This is a genomic window from Psychrobacter sp. NG25 (assembly GCF_015234355.1).
GTDB lineage: Bacteria > Pseudomonadota > Gammaproteobacteria > Pseudomonadales > Moraxellaceae > Psychrobacter.
Genome location: NZ_JADGMV010000002.1, coordinates 393,188 through 414,485, shown reverse-complemented (window position 1 = coordinate 414,485; position 21,298 = coordinate 393,188). Strand labels below are relative to the sequence as shown.

The window sequence follows — 21,298 nt, the reverse complement described above, 5'->3', positions numbered from 1 at the left end:
ATGAAGTGATAAAGCCAATGCTACATCAACCCAATTGATGTGGCACTGGCTATGGTTACTGAGAGCTGTTTGTATTAAGTGTCTAAGGTTGAGCAAGCATAATATTTAAAGCTATGACTATTCATCATTCTCGAAACTGACGTTTTGATAGTATTCTGGCGTCAGATTGATAAAGCGAGTAAATTGTCCTTCAAAACCCAAACGTATGGTACCGATAGGGCCGTTACGCTGTTTACCGATGATGATTTCAGCCACGCCTTTGTGATCTGAGTTCTCATTATAAACCTCATCGCGGTAGATGAACATAATCAAATCGGCATCCTGCTCAATCGCACCAGATTCACGCAAATCTGACATAATCGGACGTTTATTCGGACGGTTTTCTAGACTACGGTTAAGCTGCGATAGCGCAATCACTGGGCATTCAAGTTCGCGTGCTAATGCTTTTAGACTACGAGAAATCTCAGAGATTTCCCCAACACGGTTGCCATCTAGGTTTGGCACTTTCATCAACTGGAGATAATCGACTACAATAGCGCCAAGCTTGCCATCGTGATTTTTGGCGATACGGCGACAGCGTGAACGCATCTCAGATGGTGGCAGGGCAGTACTATCATCGATATACAGGTGCTTAGATTGTAAATGCTGAATAGCATTCATCATCTTTGCCCATTCATCTTCATTCATTTGTCCAGAACGCAAATGCGTCTGATTAATCGCGCCCCACGATGACAGCAAACGCATGACGATAGACTCTGCGGGCATCTCCATCGAAAACACCACGACTGGTAAGTCTTCGTTAAATAAAATGCCTTCTGCCAAGTTCATCGCAAAGGTGGTTTTACCCATCGAAGGACGCGCGGCGACGATAATTAAATCGCCTGCCTGCAAGCCCTGTGTTTTATTATTCAGCTCAGCAAAGGGGGTTTGTAAACCAATCATGCCATCGGGATTGGATTTAAGCTCTTGGATTTTATCGATGACGTTGGTCAACACAGAGGTAATGCCGACAGGGCCACGCTGTTCAGCGCGCTTGTTATGCTGCTCATTAATACTAAATATCTTGCCCTCGACACTGTCTAAAATGTCACTAACGCTTTGATCTTTCGGGTTATAAGCCAGTGTCAGCATGTCATTACCAGTGGTAATCAGCTGACGTAACGTTGATAGTTCACGTACACGCTGCGCGTAGGCCGTGAGGTTAAATAAGGTAGCAGGGCTTTGGCTCAAAATATCTGCCAAGTAACTGTCACCACCCGCACCTTTGAGTAGTTTCTGTGCCTCCAACCAGTCATGCACCATGACCGTGTCATAAGGCTCATTGACCGCTGCCAAATGGGCAATCGCATCAAAGATGTATTGATGTCGCCCAGCATAAAAATCGTCTTTGGTAACGATATCGGCAATCTTGTCATACGCTTCTTCGATGCTCATCAAAGAGGCAAGCAACGCCTTTTCAATATCGATATTGTGCGGCGGTGTTTGATTGAGCAAGTCGTCGTTTTTTTCGGTATCTGCCATGAGTGCCTAATGTATCAAGAGTCGGTATGAAAAAGGGTATAAATAGATATTTAATATAAGTGTTTGGTGATTGGCAATAATACAGCAAAGCAAATGCGGTGTGCTGCTACGATACAACACAAAATGCAGTCTCACGCTTACCAGTAAATGCTACAATCAGATGCGAAAGTTTAACACATTATGGGCTTTTTTTAGACGCATACAGTAACTAAATCTGAAGCTATTAGGGTTGATCAGTGAAGAGATGGATTGCAGTTTTTAGATATAAAAACCATTATATTTAACCATAAAAACAATAAAATCAGATGTTTAATTAAGATATGGGACTATTTTTATGATGCAAAATAAATTACCGTTGTTAATCACGACAGGCGAACCTGCTGGCATTGGTATGGACGTCGTACTGCTACTAGCGTCAGAAAATAAGTTGCAAGATTTTTCGCGGCCAATTTGGGTAACTGCGGATGCAGACGCAATGAAAAAGCGTGCAAAAGAGCTTACCACTGCTGGTGTCTTAAAAGTTTGCCCATCTTGGCAGACTGTAGACGCACATATAGATGCCGATGATTTCTCAGAGCAGATGTCAACGAATATGAATCGTAGTGACGATGCTTTCATCCTACTTAATACGCCTTGCGCAGCACCAGTCATCTCTGGGCAAATCAATACTAGCAATTCAGCAATGGTGGCCAAACAATTGGACATTGCGCATAAGCTAGCATTCAATAAAACAGTCGCTGCTATCATTACCGGCCCATTGCAAAAATCCGCACTCATTGATGCAGGCATTAAGTTATTAGATGGCACTATGTTTAGCGGTCATACCGAGTTTTTTATGCAGCAAAGTGGCTGTGAAAAAGTAGTGATGATGCTTGCCAATCAAGCGATGAAAGTCGCACTTGTCACGACTCATTTAGCATTAAAAGACATACCAGCAGCTATCACTACCGACAATGTACGCCAAACGGTACAGATTGTCATCGATGATATGCGAGAGAAATTTGGCTTAACGCAGCCTCGCATTTTAGTTTGTGGGCTTAATCCACATGCAGGCGAGGGCGGCCATTTGGGTGTCGAAGAGATTGAGATTATAAATCCAGTGTTGAATGAGTTTATCGAAGCAGGGGTCGATATATCAGAGGCGATGCCAGCGGATACGTTATTTACCCCAAGGCATTTAGCAAACTGTGATGCAGTGATTGCTATGTATCATGACCAAGGCTTACCAGTGCTCAAATCACACGGCTTTGGTGATACGGTCAATCTAACCTTGGGCTTACCTTATATTCGAACGTCTGTCGATCATGGTACGGCGCTAGATTTGGCAGGACGTGGCGGCGCGAGTGCGACCAGTTTATATCAAGCGTTAAATATGGCCAATGAGATGGCTAATAAGTCGCTTACTAGCTGATATACCTTTTTTATGATTCATTGCCTTATAGATATTTTTCACACAATGCTTGATAATTTTAGTGTGGGCAATGCCTGTTTAGGAATAATAAAATACGACCTAATGTAAGTGGTTCGATTATAGCAGTCTATTTATTAACGAGTTTTATTGTGTGGTTCATTTGAAGTGCATCCTAATAAAAAAACAGCCAATCAGACTTATTTCAAGTAATAATCTTCCAAATTAATGTCTAATGATGTGACGTCAGAGGACAGTATTCTTTTATTATGGGGTTGCATGTTTATTAAAGAATTTAGCCAAATGATAACCATCGTATTATCCCTACCTATTATTAATTTTTGTGGTGAAGGGCTTCGCCCGAATCATATTGGCGATCTGGGCGGTGTTCCTGTTGATATGCCTAAAAACCTTGTGCATTTTGTTGCGTATGACGGCGACCCTACGTTTGGTAACAAACGTGAGCATCCAAAACCCATGCGCACTTATGACTCAAAAATTAACAGTTTCGGTTTTGATCTGCGTTATACCGACAATACTATGCTAGATACGACTAATAAAGCCCTTAAGAGCGCTTATCGTAGAGACAATAAAAGAAACTTAGGAGATAATCCTTGGGTATCGGTCACCGTCAACTCAGGCGACAGAGTGACTGTTCCCAACCCTGTTCATCGTATCGGCTATGGCACACTTAACCCTAGCAAAGAAGCAGGTCCTGTTCATGAATATGAACGGCTTGATAATGATCAATTCGGATTGGAGGTTTATGCGCCGCCAAATATTGACCCAGTTACTAATAAACCGTGGCGTGAAAATAGATATGCAGAGGATGTCTTTATTCAGCGAGATAAAACGGGTCAAATCATAACTCATATAGAGTGCAGTAATAGAGACGTACCAAGACCACCTTGTACCCAATTTTTTAATCTAGGACCACAGAGAAATCTATCTATTAAGGCGCATTATTCTCGCTACAATCTTGCTGATTGGCAACAAATTGAGCAAGTAGTCAGACAGCATGTTTTAGGCTTCCAAAAAACGTCATAGAGGCGCTAGAGCAAATAGTTTGAGAAAAATTCACTGTATCTGTTGCGATAAAGTATGGGTAGCTTATCGATAATAATGTTTCAACAATACAGCCTAATTCTGAGCTGTGGTATAATTCATCATTATATAATTGGCATATTACTGCCATTATCGCCCATTTATCTTTTATACATTAAGACTCTTCTATGTCCAAAACTCCGTTTGATGCTCAATCTATTTCCAACAGCCTACGTGCTGTTAAACACCAACCGCGTAAGCGCTTTGGTCAAAACTTCTTGCATGATGGCAGCGTCATTCGCGAAATCGTTGAAAGCATTCGTCTCGAGCGCGATGACAACCTAATTGAGATCGGGCCGGGAATGGGTGCGTTGACTGAGCCACTATTGGCAGAGGTTGATGCAATGACCGTAGTAGAGTTGGATCGTGATTTGGCAGACAGTTTGCGTATCCGTATTGGTGCCAACAGTCATCCGAATTTTGAGATTATCAAAGATAACGCGATGCATGTGGACTATCGCGAGCTTTATAGTCCTGAGCGTGGCAAGCTACGTGTGGTCGGTAACCTGCCATATAACATCTCTACCCCGATACTTTTCCATTTACTCAGTTATGCCGATGTGATTCAAGACATGCACTTTATGTTGCAAAAGGAAGTGGTTGAGCGTATCACTGCTGATGTTGGTAGCAAAACTTATGGCCGCTTATCAGTCATTATGCAATATCACTGTGGTACAGATTATCTATTGACCGTGCCACGCGGTGCTTTTAATCCGCCACCAAAAGTAACCAGTGCTGTATTTCGTCTGACGCCGCATATCACTAAACCAGTCGTGGCAGAAGATGAAGAGTATTTCGCGATTGTCGTACGCGAAACCTTTAACCATCGTCGTAAGACACTACGTGCTATTTTTAAGAAATCTACGCTATTGCCAACGTTGAGCGAAGAAGATTTTGCGGCTTGCGCTATCGATCCACAAGCGCGCCCTGAAGTCCTAAGTGTGAAAGATTTTGTCAATTTGAGCAATCAGGCACGCAAAGTAGAAGGTTAGTTTAATCAAACCTAACATTTAACACCTTTTAAAATATTCACATAAAACTATTCATATAATAGCACTCATATCAGAGTGCTATTACAAAAATCAATATCTAAAAAGCATAGAGGTATTATGAGTTTTCGCCACCAGTATGTCATTGGAGACCTGCAAGGCTGCTATGCTGCTTATCTCAAATTACTTGAAGTATTGAATTTTGATCCAGCCCAAGACAAGCTATGGTTTGCCGGTGACTTGGTAGCACGTGGTGAAGACTCATTGAGTACGTTGCGTCATATTAAAGCACTATGTGAACAAGGAGCGGCAGCAACAGTCCTCGGTAATCATGATATTAACTTGATTGCTGTCTGGCGCGGCGCGGCGAAGCTCAAAAAGAAAGACAAAACAGCGCCGATTTTTGCTGCTGATGATTGTGATGAGTTGCTTGAATGGTTACGCCATCAGCCGCTATTGACTTACCCTGATGAAAAGACCGTACTAGTGCATGCTGGTATTCCACCGCATTGGAGTATCGATGAAGCAGCAAGCTATGCACAACAAGTAGAAGCGCAATTACAAAGTAGCTTATGGCAACTCGATCGCTTATTACCGAATTTGTATAGCAAGTCAGCTGATGATTGGCAGCCAGACATTAATGGCTTTACTAAAATGCGCGCTATCACTAACTATTTTACGCGTATGCGTCTATGTCAGCAGGATGGCACGCTCGAGTTTGGTTTTTCAGCAGGTTTGGATGAGCTGATGCCTGAAGGCTTCTTGCCTTGGTTTGAATGGCAAGTGCCACGCACGCGTAAGATACTATTTGGACATTGGGCGGCGCTAAAAGGTGAGATTGATTTGCCACATGCGCGCGCACTCGACGGTGGCTGTGTTTGGGGCAACTGTCTATTGGCTTATCGTCTCAGTGACGGTAAAGTAATAACCTCAAGCGAGCAGTGCCCAAGTTCTGAATAAGGATTATAGCTGACCTTGATGTATCAGGCTAGATAAGCGGTCTGTCTATTATTGGTGGTTCTGTGATAGCAGTCTATTTTGAGTAGCCTATTAATACGTTTGAAGGGTGAAATAACTGGTTCCTCTGGGGTATAGTCAAAATAACAGATATTAGAATGCTTTTACCATTCTAATATCTGTTATTTTGGTGTTTTCATATAGTTCTTCATCACATTGCCCGTCAGATTCAAAACCAAATTTCTCATAGAAACTAATTGCAGATAGATTGGTTTTTAACACCCATAAAGATAGACTGGAGCAGCTGTTACATTGAGAAGCAACAATTAGGGCTGATTCCATTAATTTAGTACCTATTCCTAAATTTTGGTATTGTGGTAAGAGATACAAAGTGGTTATTTCGCACTCGTGATCTTTTTTAAAGTAAGAAATAAACCCTACAGCAGTATTCTTAGTATTATATGCTATCCATGTATTCACACCAGAGCTAGATAATACCTTCCCCCACATTTCTATTTTTTGAGACAAGTTATTTTCTTTGTCTCTATACGTTTCGGGTAAAAGGTTCGAATACGTAGCATTCCAACTTTCAAAGTGTATATGAGCAATGTCTGATACATCGTTCTGGTCTGCCTTCCGTATAAAAAACATGCGGCGCTCCATAGTTAAGTATTAGGGTAATGCCATAACGTAGCAAAATGCATCATCTGATTGGTAAGTAGATGTGGAAATATCTTGGCTGTCAGGATGATTTTTTAAAATTAATTCAATTTTATCAATAATACAATCTTCCGAATCTGTCATCTCCCCGTTGTACACAGCTTGTTTAAAGCTCTCACCTTCATGTAGTTTAATCTTATACTTACTTTCTATTTCTCGTGGTTTTGAAAAAATACTCATATTTGATCCACGTTTTTAATATTATTTAGATAATCATTGTATAGGCTTTCTTGTGTTCAAATAAACCTATAGTTCGATGCCTGTGTAGCGCACCGAACATATACTGATAACTCATTGAGTGACTATACCACTTTGAAACTGGGTTTAAAGACTAGTAGCCTGAGACGTTTTAGTGAAGTTTTTATCGTGCATGAGGGGCAGTATCTGTCTTGAGACAATAACACTGAAGCCGTTGCTCGTTTGTAGTAGATCTTGATCTCGCTTATTTTTGGACGAGCAACATGGCATGTCTACCGTGTGCTTGATCCGTTGAACAAAGGCCTTGATCTGCAGGGTAAAGAAAGTGAAGAGCGCGAAACCGATTGAGCAAGACCACTCCGCATCCCTTCTGTTTTGGCGGCGGTCATTGTCTCAAACGTAGACCCGCATGCCTAGGATCGGGATACTAAGATTGTCTAGTCACGGATACCGATTGGTTGACAAACTCCATAGATCCAAACGCGGTTAGGAACGCGACGCTGGACGCGTCGGATCCAACACCAATGCGGACCATCGTGTCGGCATCTGCCATGCCAGTCGGATCAATGAGGTGCCAGCTCCCCTCGAGATAGACTTCGGCCACGGCATGAAAGTCCTGTGGTGTCACATCAGGCGCGTAAACGCTCGCGAACCTGGCCGGTATCGACGATGCGCGTGCTAGTGTCACGAGAACATGCGCGAAATCGCGGCATACGCCCTGACGTTGAACAAAGCTGTCGAGCGCGGTGGTTTGTGCGTGGCTAGATCCAGGCACATAGCTAAACGCCGACTCGATCCAATCGCGCATCGCGGCAATTCGTGCGCCGCCAGCGAGATCGCCAAACTCGGCGTCCACGAAGGCTTGGAACTCGTCTGACGGGCAATAGCGAGACGGCATCAAATGCTTGATCGTCTCTCCCGGCAAAAGATGGAGGGGCGTTTGGGACAGTGCCGATATGTCCAAGGTAGGACGGTCAACGATAATTTCTGCGATGTAAGTGCAGCTAAAATCCCCTTCGGCGTGGATCCAAATCCGCTCTCCTAGGCCATCATCAGCGGTGACCCGTGAAAAATGCGCAACGTCTGATGTCCAAATCTCGGCCGAACGCACCCGCTGATCCGCAAGATCGGCGGCTTCGATCTGAAGCAAAAGGTCCATCGGCGCGGAGAGCCGATAATGGAGTTTGACGTTAAGTTTCAGGATCATGTTCGAACTCCTTAAGGGTATTGATCTGGCGGGCTGAACCGCCCCGACTATATCAGAGACTGGCTTACTTGAGTCAGGCAGCAATGCCTGACAGGGTTAAATTATCATAATACCGCTTTTCAAACTTAAAAGGTGAGACATAACCAATTGCACTATGCAGTCGGGCTTTATTAAACCTGAGAAGCGTCAAAAATCGATTCATTATCGATCTAGCTTTGCAAGACGAGAGCTGTGCTCGAAGTGCCACCCATTCAAGAATTACCAGTTCAACATCGTTCACCCCATGCCACTGCTCTTTTAGGTACTCAATCATCTCGGACTTATATAGTCCGTTGACGGTTTCATCCAAGGCATTATCGTATGAGTCACCTGTTGTACCAACACAAGCAATAATGCCGCAATCAGTCATTTCATCCGTATCGCGAATGGATAGATACTGAGTGCCGCAATTGCTATGATAAATCACATCTTTGGGCTTGTCTCTATCTGCTAGCGCTTGATTTAACGCTGCCACTGTTCACATAATCAGACTTCATGGTAAATAAGAACTGCCGTACTCAGTTAACCAAGTATAAATCCACCTAAACCATCCTATTAATTAGGCAGTTTTGGCGGCTTTTTTGGTTTTGGCAGAGGTGTTTTTGCATCGCCCGCTGCTTTACTATCAGGATCTACATGATGTGGTTCTTTGCTGATATCGCTGTTAGCATCGTAATCATGGTTATTCGGTGTTTTGTCCGTTTGATTATACTGAATGTCATTGGTGTAGGGCATGCTATTGAGCTCTTCATCCATCAAACCATCGTCAAGGTCTACAGTCGTGTGAGAAGGGGCGTGAGCTTGTGCATGATCGCCCTCAGGTTGATTGTCATAGTATATATCGGTGTTTGTTTGAGAATGCTGGGCATTAGCTTGCTTAGACTCAGGTAAAATTCTGACATCAGACAAGCGTCGTACCACATAATTACTTGGTAAATGTTTACCATTTTTTTGCGCTGAGGTATCGTCAAATATCATATGCCCTTGGCTGTCGATACGTGCATACTTCATTGGTTTGTCACGTGGCCAGAAAAAGTCAGAAGGGTGGCTAATAATATGACCGAACACTAATTTAGTTAGGCGACTCCATTCGAAGAAACGCACTTCTTTTGAGCGTAATGCGACAAACAGTGCTAATGAAAAACTGACCATTAAGTTGACGATACCAATAAGCGCCACGCCAAGAATAGAGACTAAGATAACGCTCCAACTTATCTCATCGGCAGAGCTATTAAACAACCCATGTGCCAAGTTCGCGGAGGCAAACGCAATATGGCGAATATCAATTGGCAAGCCAAAGATAAAGCCAATCGTCGCGGTACTACCTAAGAACACACCGAATAAAAAGTTACCCATGATGGCACCCAAATTGGCTTCTATAAAGCCACCAAGGCGCTGAAGCCATGATTTCGGTAGTATATACATGAGTAATTTATGGCGTTGGATACGGGCACCTATATTATTGTATACCGCTAAATTGTCATAATAACCAGCAATCAGACCCGATAAAAATAAGTACACACCAGCAATCGCAGCATGGGGCAGTGCCAATGAATGAAAGGGGTTTAGGTCATGGAGTAGGTGACCCGCTTTTTCGGAGTCAATCATCGGCATACCCGTATATTGCAGCCATGCAAAAGAGATGATGAGAGCAACAGGTATTGCTAGCATCACATTACCCATGATGGCAACGAACTGAGTCCGCAAAATATCGACAACCAATTCTGACAACTTGGTTAGCTGATGGGATTTTTTACCAGAGCTTTCGGATATAGTAGAGGCAATCGCTGCCGCAGTCATGGCTGGCTGTTTAGTAGCAACGGTACCACGGATGACATGGATGAAGACAAAGCCCAAACCATAAATCATACTGTTGACGAATGCTCGACCTATCGGAGCCAGTGCCAATTGATAAGCCAGTATTTTAATCGTGGCCATAAATGCAATAATAAAGCCACCAATAGAGGCTTTTTTGAACATCTTTCGGTAGCCAGACTTATCGGTACTAATATAATGCTCACCGACGCGACTCGCATTTTCTGTCACTTTACGAGAGAGTAGCTTGGTATTGTTATCGATTAAATAACCAATACTATAGCGACGATTGGCAGTCGTAATCAGCGTTTGAATCAGATCAATCACCGCACGATCGCGCTTGTGATCGTCATCAGTGACCAGTTCCGTCAAGATGCGCATACGTTGTAAGCTTTGGTCTAAACGCAGCATCATATTCGTCAGGCGAATAGAGATACCAGTTTTGTATATACGTTTGCGTACAGTAGCAACGATATCTTCACACTGCTCAATCATCACGAGTAAGGGCGCTGGGTCAACCGCTTGTTCAGGAGTGATATCCGTTAACGTGTCAAGCTCATGCGCTTTTCTGTATTCATTGACAAATAGTACCGCTTCTTGGTTTTGAGCCACAAAAGACGCTGAGTAATTCAACATCTGCGGGTAAGAGTCCATTAAATCAGGATGCAAGCCGATACCACTGATGCGATAAGATAAGATAATAATCGCATTCAAAATACTGTTTTTTACGGTGGCGACTAAGTCTAAATGCTTCTCTTCTACCTTAAGCAGCTCTATTAATGTATCCCATTTACCTTTTTCGATATTGGCAAGCCAGCGTTCATCAGATTTTTTATCAAACAAGTAGCCAACCAGCTCAACGACAGAGTCTTCTTGCGGTAGTATCGGTAAAAAACGATGACCGACCAAACGGCGTAAGCTGTTAAAAAACCCTTGGTCTGACATGATGCCAGTGTCGGTATACAGAGCAATTTGACGGTATTGAATGATTATCTTTAGCACAAAGCTAGAGAGTCCATCAGCATATTCTGGATGCTGACGAAGAATATCAATAAGTGATTGAATATTTGCGTTGGCGAGGGCAGGCTCTTTATCGTTCACCCGCAGCTCGTCTATTAAACGCTTTAGTACCGCGTTGTCGGGTACATCACTTAAGGCAGTAATCTGCTGTAAAATGTGTTTCATTTCTGACACGTCATACCCTTTGTTATGATTATTTTAGTAATTTTTGTTGTGTAATTGGTCACAATAAGAGTTTTTTTAAAAATATGACAACCTCTTTATTTGGTTAAAATAACGCTTTATTGTACGTCATTTTAATCTGAACCATTCATTGATAGTCACTTATTTTGTTAGCAATTATGATGAGAATCATTTTGGCACAAAAAAGGACAGCTCAACGTGGCTGTCCTTTTTTAAGAGTGTTTTATACGATAATTACTTAGCTAGCAGGTACATTAAAGTAATCAAGATCAAAGTTCATCATTGGATCACTACCAGCTTGTACCATCTGTGCATGTGACTCGATACGTGGCAATATACGACCGACAAAATAATCAGCAAGCTTGGCTTTGTTGGTATAAAAATCACCTTCTTTGCCATTGGCAGCTTCGACCATCAGTGCAAACATGTATGAATACGCTAGATAACCAAAGGCATGCATATAATCAACGGCACAGCCATTGACTTCATTTTTGCGCTCGCCAATGTTGCCAAGTACAGTTTGAGTCAACGTTTCGATCGTATCTGCAGCATCTAGTGTCGCTTGTTTGATACCATGATCTGCTTTCATATCACTGATAAAGTCACGAATTTCACCCAAGAAATGCGTCACGTATTTACCGTTATTACGGGCGACTTTACGACCTAATAAGTCAAGTGCTTGAATACCGTTGGTGCCCTCATAAATCTGTGCAATACGGGTATCGCGTACGATTTGCTCCATACCCCATTCGCGGATATAACCATGACCACCAAATACTTGCTGGCAATCAATCGTGGCTTCTAACGCTTTGTCAGTCAAAAACGCTTTAGCTACTGGCGTGAGTAGGGCAACACGGGCAGAAGCCGCTTTTGCCAACTCAGGATCCGTACTAAATTTCTCTTCATCAAGATTTTTTGCAACATACATAGCAAAGCAACGAGAGGCTTCAGTATTTGCCTTAGCGTTCAATAGCATGCGGCGCACGTCAGCATGATGAATGATAGCATCAGCAGGTTTTTCTGGGCTTTGAAGTTGCGTATCGCTACGACCCTGACCACGATCATTGGCATATAAAGCAGCATTCTGATAAGCAAGCTCAGAACCACCAAGCCCTTGTAGGCCCATCGTGACACGCTCATAGTTCATCATAATGAACATTGAAGATAGGCCTGTGTTTTCTGCACCAACCATCCAACCTTTAGCATTGTCAAAGTTCATGACACAAGTGGCTGAGGCTTTAATGCCCATTTTGTGTTCGATAGAACCCACTGCCAATGTGTTGCGCTCGCCTAGGCTACCATCTTCATTGACCAAGAATTTTGGTACCACAAACAGGGAGATACCTTTTGAACCTTCTGGTGCATTAGGTGTTTTTGCCAATACCAAATGAATGATGTTGTCAGTCAGATCGTGCTCACCACCAGTGATAAAGATTTTGGTGCCAGAGATATCAAAGCTACCATCATCATTAGGCACCGCTTTGGTCTTGATGATACCCAAGTCAGTACCAGCATGCGGCTCGGTCAAGCACATGGTGCCAGCCCATTCGCCGTTATACATTTTTTCTAAGTAGGTTTGTTTTTGCTCTTCTGACGCTGCTGCGTTAAGGCAAAGTGTTGCACCAACGGTGAGGTTTGGATAAAGGGCAAAAGACTGATTGGCAGTAAAAACCATCTCTTCAGTGAGCATGGTGACCATTTTTGGAAAGCCTTGACCGCCGTATTCAGCGTTACCACTTAAGCCAACCCAACCTGATTCAGCAAACTGCTTATAAGCTTCTTTGAACCCAGTTGGAGTAGTGACGACACCATCACCTTGAAAGGTTGCGCCTTCTTCATCACCACTGCGGTTGATAGGCAATAGAATGTTTTTTGACAATTTTGCCATTTCTTCTAAAATCATATCGACAGTTTCTATGTCAACATGAGCCAAGTTTTCGTTATTTTGCCAAAATTTAGGCGCATTAAACACATCATTTAAGATAAAGCGCATGTCATTAAGAGGGGCATTATAGACAGCCATAAACATTCCTTTGGTTCAAATGAGTAGAGTTAAGAGTATTAAAGTTATAGATTGTTTTTCTAATTTAACCTGAGCGATTAATAATTAAAGTTTAACAAATAAGCGTGTGAGCGGGTGTATTTCTTCGTGAATCGTGCGTGCACCAAAAGTACTTACGACTATATTGATAATAAAAATACGAAAATTGCCAATAGTAATTAAGCTCTTGTTGTTGGTTTAAAGATACTTTAGATAAAGAGCAGGCGAGGATTAATATTGGAGGTAATAGACTGAGTAAGCCCGACATTATGTTTGATTAGTATCAGCCAGACAGTAATAAGAAAATCGGCAACATACCTGAGTATGTTGCCGATAGAATGACGTTAGCTAGATTAACTTGCAAGCAGTTAATGTATTAAAGACTCATCAAACGGTCAATTAAAAAGCAAATTGATCGACGTCCATGCTCATGTATGGCTCAACACCAGTGCTGATGCGCTGTACGTGAGTAGTGGTACGTGGCAATAATTTAGCAAAGTAGAATTGTGCAGTTTTTACTTTAGCATCGTAGAATGCGGCTTCACTCGTACCTTCTGCAATAGCAGTTTGTGCGACTAGTGCCATACGAGCCCATAAGTAAGCTAGTGTGACATAACCACTGAAGTACATGTAATCAACAGCAGCGCCACCGACAGCATCTGGGTTTTCAGTTGCTTGCATGCCGATACGTGCCGTTAGGTCACCCCATTCTTTTAGATGCTTGACCAGTGGGCGAACAAATTGACCCATCTCGTCATTTTCTTTGTTATCTTCACAGAACTGTTGAATGATGTTAACAAAGTTGCCCAGTAGTTTGCCTTGTGAACCCAATACTTTACGACCTAGTAAATCAAGTGCTTGGATCTCAGTCGTACCTTCGTATAGGCAAGCAATACGGGTGTCACGGACGTTTTGTTCCATACCCCATTCGCTTACAAAGCCGTGACCACCATAAACCTGTATACCGTGGTTAGCAGCTTCTAGACCAGTTTCGGTCAAGAACGCTTTAGCAATTGGTGTCAATAGTGATAGCATTTGGTCAGCAAATTTAAGCTCTTCGCCTTCGCCTTTTGCGACGATATCAGCAAAATGTGAGAGATAATAAACCAATGCACGGCCACCTTCAGCAAAGGCTTTTTCGGTCAATAGCATGTTACGAACCGCTGGATGCACAATGATAGGGTCAGCTACTTTTTCTGGCGCTTTAGTACCTGATAGTGAACGCATTGCCAGACGATCTTTTGCATAGGTTAGTGAACCTTGGAATGCATATTCTGCAGCTGTTAGGCCTTGAACAGCGGTACCAATACGGGCGACGTTCATAAAGGTGAACATGCACTGTAGGCCACGGTTTTCCGGCCCAATCAAGTAACCTGTTGCGCCATCGAAATTCATAACACAAGTCGCAGAGGCTTTGATACCCATTTTGTGCTCGATAGAACCACAAACGACATTATTGCCTTCGCCAATGCTACCATCTTCGTTGACCGTCATTTTAGGAACGATAAACAATGAGATACCTTTTGTGCCAGCAGGCGCGCCTGGCAGGCGAGCCAATACGATATGAATGATGTTACTGGTTAGGTCATGCTCGCCTGCAGAGATGAATATCTTTTGGCCAGTAATACTATAGCTACCGTCTTCTTTAGGCTCAGCTTTAGTACGGATGATACCCAAATCAGAACCAGCATGTGCTTCAGTAAGGCACATCGTACCTGACCATTCACCGCTGATCATTTTTTCTAGATAGGTTTGTTTCTGTGCGTCAGTACCATGATGCTCGATGGTTTGAATAGCACCATGTGATAGGCCAGGGTACATAGAGAATGACCAGTTAGCTGTACCAACCATCTCATTGATGACCGTAGACAATGAAAAAGGCATGTTTTGACCACCGAACTCTTCTTCAGCAGACAAAGCAGGGAAGCCAAGCTCACAAAACGCTGTATAAGCTTCTTTAAAGCCTTTCGGTGTAGTGACAGTACCATTATCGAATTTACAGCCTTCAGCATCACCACTTTGGTTCAATGGTGATAGCTCATTTTCAGCAAAGCTTGCAGCCATTTCGAACAAGCTGTCCATCAATTCACGGTCAGCCTCTTGAAACGCAGGTAAAGTTTTATAGTGGCTTTCGCTATCAAGTAACTCATGCATTACGAATTGAATATCACGTAAGGGCGCTTTATATTGCATAACTTCCTGTCCTTTTTGGAATATAATCAATAATCGTCAAGAGTAGGTCGCTGCACTATTAGATAGCACAAAAGCCCTGATCACTTTAATCTGAACAGCCCAAATAAATGCTAGGCTGTAATACAGATTGACTAAGTTATCGATTACATAAAATCGTATTGAAAAGAATGGTGATTGTTAGAGTCGGCTTGAGGCTGAATAAGACCTAACAAATTCACTATAAAAGATAGGCTTTCACAGATGATTATACAAGTTTGGTGACAGGACTGATAAGTCATGAACCTGCCTTGCATCCGTTATGCAATCGAAGCTAGGCGTTCAAGATGAAGGCGAATAACCACATGAAAGTATTGGCTATACTGGATAAAAAATTTCAATCAGTTTGGGTTATGTCATACCGTGCTGCTGAATCAACATATTGGTTGCAGCCTCAGCTGGCACGGGTCTGCTCAGCCAATAGCCTTGACCTTGCTTGCATCCCATGGCAAATAGCACGTCACGCTGCTCCTCGGTTTCGATACCTTCAGCGATAACCTGCATATTAAGGGCATTGCCCAAATCTAAGATAGCCTTGACAATCGCATGTTGGGTAGGATTTTTTTCGATATTAGAGATAAAGCTTTTGTCGATTTTAATAAAATCAAACGGATACTCTTGTAAGTAACTTAACGAGGCATAACCGGTGCCAAAGTCATCTAGGGCCAGACAGATCCCCAACTCTTTGAGTAACTCCAGTTGTTTTTTAACGTTACTATGGCGCTGAATGAGAGAAGATTCAGTCACTTCAATATGTAACTGATGAGCAGAAATATCGTGCTGTGTAAGGAGGCTGCTTACCATCTCAGAAAAATTAGGATGGCTAAATTCCGCGGCGTCAGCATTGATACAGATATGTTGAAGAAAGCCTCGCTTTTGCCAAACCGACAGCTGCTTGGCAATTTGGATAGCCATTTGTGAGAATAGCTCAAATGATAGCTTATGGGTGATAATGGCATCGATAAAGTGTACTGGGCTTAACAGTCCACGAGTCGGATGTTGCCAGCGTACTAGGGCTTCAAAGCCAGTGATAGTGCCCGTTGCTAATTCAAATTTTGGCTGATAATAAGGAATAAATTGACCTTCAGAGGCAGCGGCTCTGAGTTCAGCCTCTAACTGCCAACTATCAGTGGTGGCCTCATCAATAGCGGTGTCATACCAACAAATATCGTCACCACCTTGACTCTTGACATAATGCAGCGCTTTTTCGGCGTTGGTCAGTAGTCCTGTTAATCCTTCACCATCTTTAGGAAAGTAACTAACACCAATGGATACATGACAATATATCTTTGCCTCTGATTTGTCTGGAGAAAAAGGACGTTCACACATTTGCATTAAGCTGTCTAGCTGGTGCCGAATTGTATTAGCATCAGGGCATTCGAATAATAAGGCAAAATCATCACCACCAAAATGGGAAAAACAATGCAAGTTATCGAGTTTGAGCTTTTTGACGCGTTTGACAAAATTGTTAATCAAAGCGTTTATGCCATCAGGACCGAGTAAGCTTGCAAGGCTACGATAACGGTCGATATTTAAACGTACAATAACGACTTCTTGGTAGCTGTCTAATAGTAAGTCACTGACTTGACTCAAAAATACTTTACGGTTTGGCAGGCCTGTCACCTGGTCGTAATTGAGCAAATGTACCAATTGTTTTTTGTCTTTGATGGCAGAAGAGGTATCACGCAGCATACCGACATAGTAAACAGTCTGTTCGATATAGAGTTTGCGATAAGTAATATGACAATCAACGATTTCGCCATAGCGATTGGCCATCGAAAAGTCATTTGTATAAAAACCATTAGTATCTAGGTGGCTAGTGATATCCGCTAAAATATCTCTTTCTTCTTTTGATAAAAATTCTGCCGCGTAGATACCTAGGGGTCGACCAAGTAAAAATGACTCGGTGTAACCAATAGTCATCTCGTAACAAGCATTGACCGATAAATAGCGCAAATTGGCATCTAAGATGAATATTGAGTCATCAAGTTGTTCGCATAACTGCGCTAGCAACTGCTGCTTGTCTGCGATTGGCATGGCGGCGGCATTAGTCATAATTGGACTCACAACGTCAAAGTTGAAGAATAAATAAGGTTAGATACATGGTATTTTGATAACTAATGACTTAAAGCATGTAAGGTCGCTAATGCAACGACTGGTGCGGTTTCGGTACGTAACACTCTCGTGCCAATTTGCCAAGGATGGAAACCTACCTCTGCTGCTTTCAGGCATTCATAGTCGCTGAGCCCGCCCTCAGGGCCAATCAATAGCTCGATATAAGGTGCTGACTGCTTTAGCGTGACTGTCAACAACTCCGGCATTGCAGGCTGTCCTAATGCTGGTACACTCAACTGCATACGCAAGTCAGCTGGCTGCTGTAGCCGTTGATAGTAAGTATCTTGACTGAGTGCAGTGACTATAGGGCTGATGGCCATTTCTTGGTTGTTATCTGCTACCTTAAGTAACCAGTCATTGATAGAGACTGGTGCGAGAATGAGCGGTGGACGATTGAGGCCGCATTGCTCGCAGGCCGCAATGGCCACTTGCTGCCAATGTGCCAGTTTTTTCTCCACTTGCGCAGGTTTTAGGTTGACCTCACCATGATGGCTACTTAATAATTGAATAGCCGTTACACCCAGCTCGGTTGACTTTTGAATCGCATAATCCATGCGCTCACCGCGACTCATCACCAAACCAATTTTACTGATAAATGGGGCAGTACGATCATCATTTATATGAGCCAATAAAGTCACAGTGGCATGCTTTTTACTAATGGTTTGTAGCGCTACCTGATATTCACCGCCAAACCCATCGAATAAAACACCTTGATCGCCAATGTTTGCGCGTAGCACACGGCACCAGTGATGAACAATACTGTCTGGCAATTCAATATCACTACCTAACGGTAAGGTAGCCAGTTGAGTTGAGAGTAAGCTATGATCATAATTACTGTCACTACTATAAAAAAAACGTCGCACGTATTCTTATTCCTATTATTTGATTGGTCGTACTTATTATTAGTTCAATAGAATATCACTTGAGACAATTAAAGACATTTCTTTTATGAGAATTTTTCTTAATAAAAGCGATTGTTATAAAATAGCAGTATTACACAGTAAAGAAATTTTTAAAAGTTAAATAAGATAAGCTGTATTATGACAGCTATAGATGGTTGTTTATTAGAATTTTGACAAAAAAAAACTGGCACTCCGAAGAATGCCAGTCATTAAATAAGGGATCTGATGGTCGTTTAAGCAGTCAAACCTAAGGCCTCGACTAAGCGTTTATTAGGCTCAACCTTGTTCATGCTATAAAAATGCATGGCAGGTACACCTTCGCTAATGAGACGCTCACATAAACGATACACCACATCAAAGCCAAATTCACGGATGGCCTTGCGGTCATCGCCAAAATCTGCCAATTGCTTACGTACATAACGTGGAATGTCAGCGCCACAGCTATCAGCAAAACGCATCAAATTGCTAGAATTAGTAATTGGCATGATGCCAGCGACCAACGGCTTAGCAACCGTATCAACACCGCGCTTTTCTAAGGTGTCGCGCAAGTATAGATAGCTATCAGCATTGTAGAAGAACTGGGTAATCGCTGCATCCGCACCCGCTTGAAACTTATTGACCAAGTTGTCGATATCAGAATCGAAGCTACGGGCTTGTGGATGCATCTCCGGATAAGCGGCTACTTCGATACGAAAGTGATCACCTGAGTGTTCGCGGATAAACTTGACCAAGTCTAACGCAAACGGCAGCTCACCCATACCAACTTGACCTGATGGTAAGTCACCACGAAGCGCGACAATACGATTGATGCCTAAACTTTTGTAATGCGTCAATAGTTCAGCGATTTCGCTTTTATCATCGCCAATACAGGACATATGCGGAGCAACACCAGTATCACCACGTGTGCATAATGCTTGCACAATATCCAAGGTTCGACTACGGGTGGAACCACCAGCGCCATAAGTCACCGAAAAATAACTCGGTGACAGCTTGTTTAGCTCATCATAAGTACTCAGTAGCTTTTCGTGTCCCTGCTCAGTTTTTGCAGGGAAGAACTCAAAAGAGAACGCAGGCTTACTCACAGTCTGGCTCCTTTTAGTATTTATAAGCGTCAGGCTTGAATGGGCCTTCGACTGATACACCTAAGTATTCAGCTTGCTTTTCAGTCAGCTTGGTTAAAGTACCGTTAAAGCCTGCAACCATCGCAGCGGCTACTTCTTCGTCTAACTTCTTAGGCAATACTTTTACGTATAAGTTATCAGTACGCTTGTCTGCTGGTAGTTCAGCGAATTTTTCTTCGAACAAATACATTTGAGCCAATACTTGGTTGGCAAATGAGCCGTCCATCACGCGTGATGGGTGACCAGTCGCATTACCTAGGTTCACTAGACGACCTTCAGCAAGCAATATCAAATAATCGTTCTCGTCGTCTGAGCGGAAGATTTGATGTACTTGTGGCTTGATCTCAACCCAGCGCCAGTTGTCACGCATGAATTGGGTGTCAATTTCGGTATCAAAGTGACCGATGTTGCAAACGACTGCACCAGGCTTTAGTGCAGCTAGCATATGACGATCACAAACATGGTAGTTACCAGTAGTAGTAACGATCATGTCGGTATCTTCTAGCAGACGCGTATTGATGTTTTCTGCGCCGCCAGTGTTATCACCGTTAATGTAAGGCGATAATACTTCAAAGCCGTCCATACATGCCTGCATGGCACAGATAGGATCGACTTCTGATACACGTACGATCATGCCTTCTTGACGTAAGCTTTGCGTAGAGCCTTTGCCCACATCGCCATAACCGATAACCAAAGCGCGGCGACCAGCAAGGAACATGTCAGTTGCACGTTTGATAGCATCATTTAAGCTATGGCGGCAGCCGTACTTGTTGTCGTTTTTAGATTTAGTAACGGCGTCATTGACGTTGATTGCTGGTACTTTAAGTGTACCTTTGGCAAGCATCTCAACCAGACGATGTACACCAGTAGTAGTCTCTTCTGAGATACCATGAATGCTATCAAGAAGCTCAGCATAATCATTATGAATCAAAGCCGTTAAATCACCGCCGTCATCCAAAATTAGGTTGGCATCCCAAAGTTGGCCTGACGCTTCGCCGCCAACGTGAACTTGCTGACGTAAGCACCACTCGTACTCTTCTTCTGTTTCGCCTTTCCAAGCATAAACAGAGATGCCAGCAGCAGCAATCGCAGCAGCAGCATGGTCTTGAGTTGAGAAGATGTTGCATGAGGTCCAACGTACTTCAGCACCTAGCGCGACTAATGTCTCGATAAGAACGGCAGTTTGGATGGTCATGTGGATACAGCCAGCGATTTTAGCGCCTTTAAGTGGCTGATCGGCTTCGTAGCGACGACGCAAACCCATTAGGGCAGGCATTTCGGCTTCGGCAAGGGTGATTTCACGGCGGCCGTAATCAGCAAGGCTGATGTCAGCGACTTTATAGTCAGTGAAAGAGGGGTCGATCGTATGGGCAGATGGGGTGTTAGACACTGCGTCCATAATATGCTCCTATCAGTGGTTAATTTATGATAAAAAGAATAAAAACGCAGGTGCCGTTGTTTGCGCTGTGAGTGACCAAAAATAGGACACTCGACAGTTAACCGAGCCTAACATAACCTATGATTTGCATGATTTTAGCTTTCAATGCAATATTCTTGGTCATGGCGCAACACCTCTCGGAGGGTGTCATTGTAATAGATGACAGATAAAATGTCACCTACTGGCTAATAGAAATAATAGACAGCAGTGTTATGTTTGGTTTCAAATTTTATGGCCATAAAAAAAGGCCATCGATTGATGACCTTTCTATTGCTTGCAATAAATACTATC

The 21,298-nt window shown here is 43.0% G+C and carries 15 protein-coding genes and 1 pseudogene; 4 read left to right on the top strand and 12 right to left on the bottom strand.

Annotated elements, in window-relative coordinates; genetic code table 11:
- Positions 1–117 precede the first annotated feature (117 nt).
- Positions 118–1,521, bottom strand: coding sequence for a replicative DNA helicase (dnaB, locus tag IPZ60_RS04400; protein ID WP_110923805.1), 1,404 nt, complete (start codon positions 1,519–1,521; stop codon positions 118–120).
- A 337-nt stretch (positions 1,522–1,858) separates the two neighbouring features.
- On the opposite strand from dnaB, the gene pdxA reads away from it, so the two are divergent.
- The 4 genes from pdxA (at position 1,859) to IPZ60_RS04380 (ending at position 5,982) form a co-directional block, all read left to right on the top strand.
- Positions 1,859–2,932 (top strand): 4-hydroxythreonine-4-phosphate dehydrogenase PdxA, encoded by a 1,074-nt coding sequence (gene pdxA / locus IPZ60_RS04395; RefSeq protein WP_194196826.1) that lies wholly within the window; start codon positions 1,859–1,861, stop codon positions 2,930–2,932.
- Positions 2,933–3,232: 300 nt separating this feature from the next.
- Positions 3,233–3,976 carry a hypothetical protein gene (locus IPZ60_RS04390; RefSeq protein ID WP_194196641.1) on the top strand — a complete coding sequence of 248 codons (744 nt, stop codon included), beginning with the start codon at positions 3,233–3,235 and terminating at the stop codon, positions 3,974–3,976.
- Positions 3,977–4,161: 185 nt separating this feature from the next.
- Entirely contained in the window at positions 4,162–5,025 is an 864-nt protein-coding gene (gene rsmA / locus IPZ60_RS04385) for a 16S rRNA (adenine(1518)-N(6)/adenine(1519)-N(6))-dimethyltransferase RsmA (protein WP_110923808.1), read from the top strand.
- A gap of 117 nt (positions 5,026–5,142) precedes the next feature.
- The gene (locus tag IPZ60_RS04380) at positions 5,143–5,982 is read left to right on the top strand and encodes a symmetrical bis(5'-nucleosyl)-tetraphosphatase (protein ID WP_194196640.1); all 840 of its coding nucleotides are present in this window, start codon (positions 5,143–5,145) and stop codon (positions 5,980–5,982) included.
- A 150-nt stretch (positions 5,983–6,132) separates the two neighbouring features.
- Here the strand turns inward: IPZ60_RS04380 and IPZ60_RS04375 are convergent, their stop codons facing one another.
- The 11 genes and pseudogenes from IPZ60_RS04375 to ahcY form a co-directional block, all read right to left on the bottom strand.
- Complete coding sequence (locus IPZ60_RS04375) at positions 6,133–6,630, bottom strand: GNAT family N-acetyltransferase (protein ID WP_194196639.1); 498 nt, start codon at positions 6,628–6,630, stop codon at positions 6,133–6,135.
- A gap of 21 nt (positions 6,631–6,651) precedes the next feature.
- Positions 6,652–6,879 carry a hypothetical protein gene (locus IPZ60_RS04370; RefSeq protein ID WP_194196638.1) on the bottom strand — a complete coding sequence of 76 codons (228 nt, stop codon included), beginning with the start codon at positions 6,877–6,879 and terminating at the stop codon, positions 6,652–6,654.
- A gap of 445 nt (positions 6,880–7,324) precedes the next feature.
- The gene (locus IPZ60_RS04365) at positions 7,325–8,104 is read right to left on the bottom strand and encodes a transglutaminase family protein (RefSeq protein ID WP_194196637.1); all 780 of its coding nucleotides are present in this window, start codon (positions 8,102–8,104) and stop codon (positions 7,325–7,327) included.
- Positions 8,105–8,177: 73 nt separating this feature from the next.
- A pseudogene (locus IPZ60_RS04360) lies at positions 8,178–8,612 on the bottom strand (hypothetical protein); the annotation flags it as partial.
- Between the two features lie 86 nt (positions 8,613–8,698).
- Entirely contained in the window at positions 8,699–11,152 is a 2,454-nt protein-coding gene (locus IPZ60_RS04355) for a site-specific recombinase (RefSeq protein WP_194196635.1), read from the bottom strand.
- 247 nt (positions 11,153–11,399) lie between these two features.
- On the bottom strand, positions 11,400–13,184 hold the full coding sequence (locus IPZ60_RS04350; RefSeq protein ID WP_194196634.1) for an acyl-CoA dehydrogenase C-terminal domain-containing protein: 1,785 nt from the start codon (positions 13,182–13,184) through the stop codon (positions 11,400–11,402).
- Positions 13,185–13,601: 417 nt separating this feature from the next.
- Entirely contained in the window at positions 13,602–15,395 is a 1,794-nt protein-coding gene (locus tag IPZ60_RS04345) for an acyl-CoA dehydrogenase C-terminal domain-containing protein (protein WP_194196633.1), read from the bottom strand.
- A 387-nt stretch (positions 15,396–15,782) separates the two neighbouring features.
- A complete protein-coding gene (locus IPZ60_RS04340) occupies positions 15,783–17,486 on the bottom strand; it encodes a bifunctional diguanylate cyclase/phosphodiesterase (RefSeq protein WP_194196632.1) in 1,704 nt (567 codons plus the stop codon).
- A 62-nt stretch (positions 17,487–17,548) separates the two neighbouring features.
- On the bottom strand, positions 17,549–18,409 hold the full coding sequence (locus IPZ60_RS04335; protein WP_194196631.1) for a 16S rRNA (uracil(1498)-N(3))-methyltransferase: 861 nt from the start codon (positions 18,407–18,409) through the stop codon (positions 17,549–17,551).
- A 272-nt stretch (positions 18,410–18,681) separates the two neighbouring features.
- Positions 18,682–19,530, bottom strand: a complete 849-nt coding sequence (gene metF, locus IPZ60_RS04330; RefSeq protein WP_194196630.1) for a methylenetetrahydrofolate reductase [NAD(P)H] — start codon at positions 19,528–19,530, stop codon at positions 18,682–18,684.
- Between the two features lie 13 nt (positions 19,531–19,543).
- Positions 19,544–20,968 carry an adenosylhomocysteinase gene (gene ahcY, locus IPZ60_RS04325; protein WP_194196629.1) on the bottom strand — a complete coding sequence of 475 codons (1,425 nt, stop codon included), beginning with the start codon at positions 20,966–20,968 and terminating at the stop codon, positions 19,544–19,546.
- Positions 20,969–21,298 lie beyond the last annotated feature (330 nt).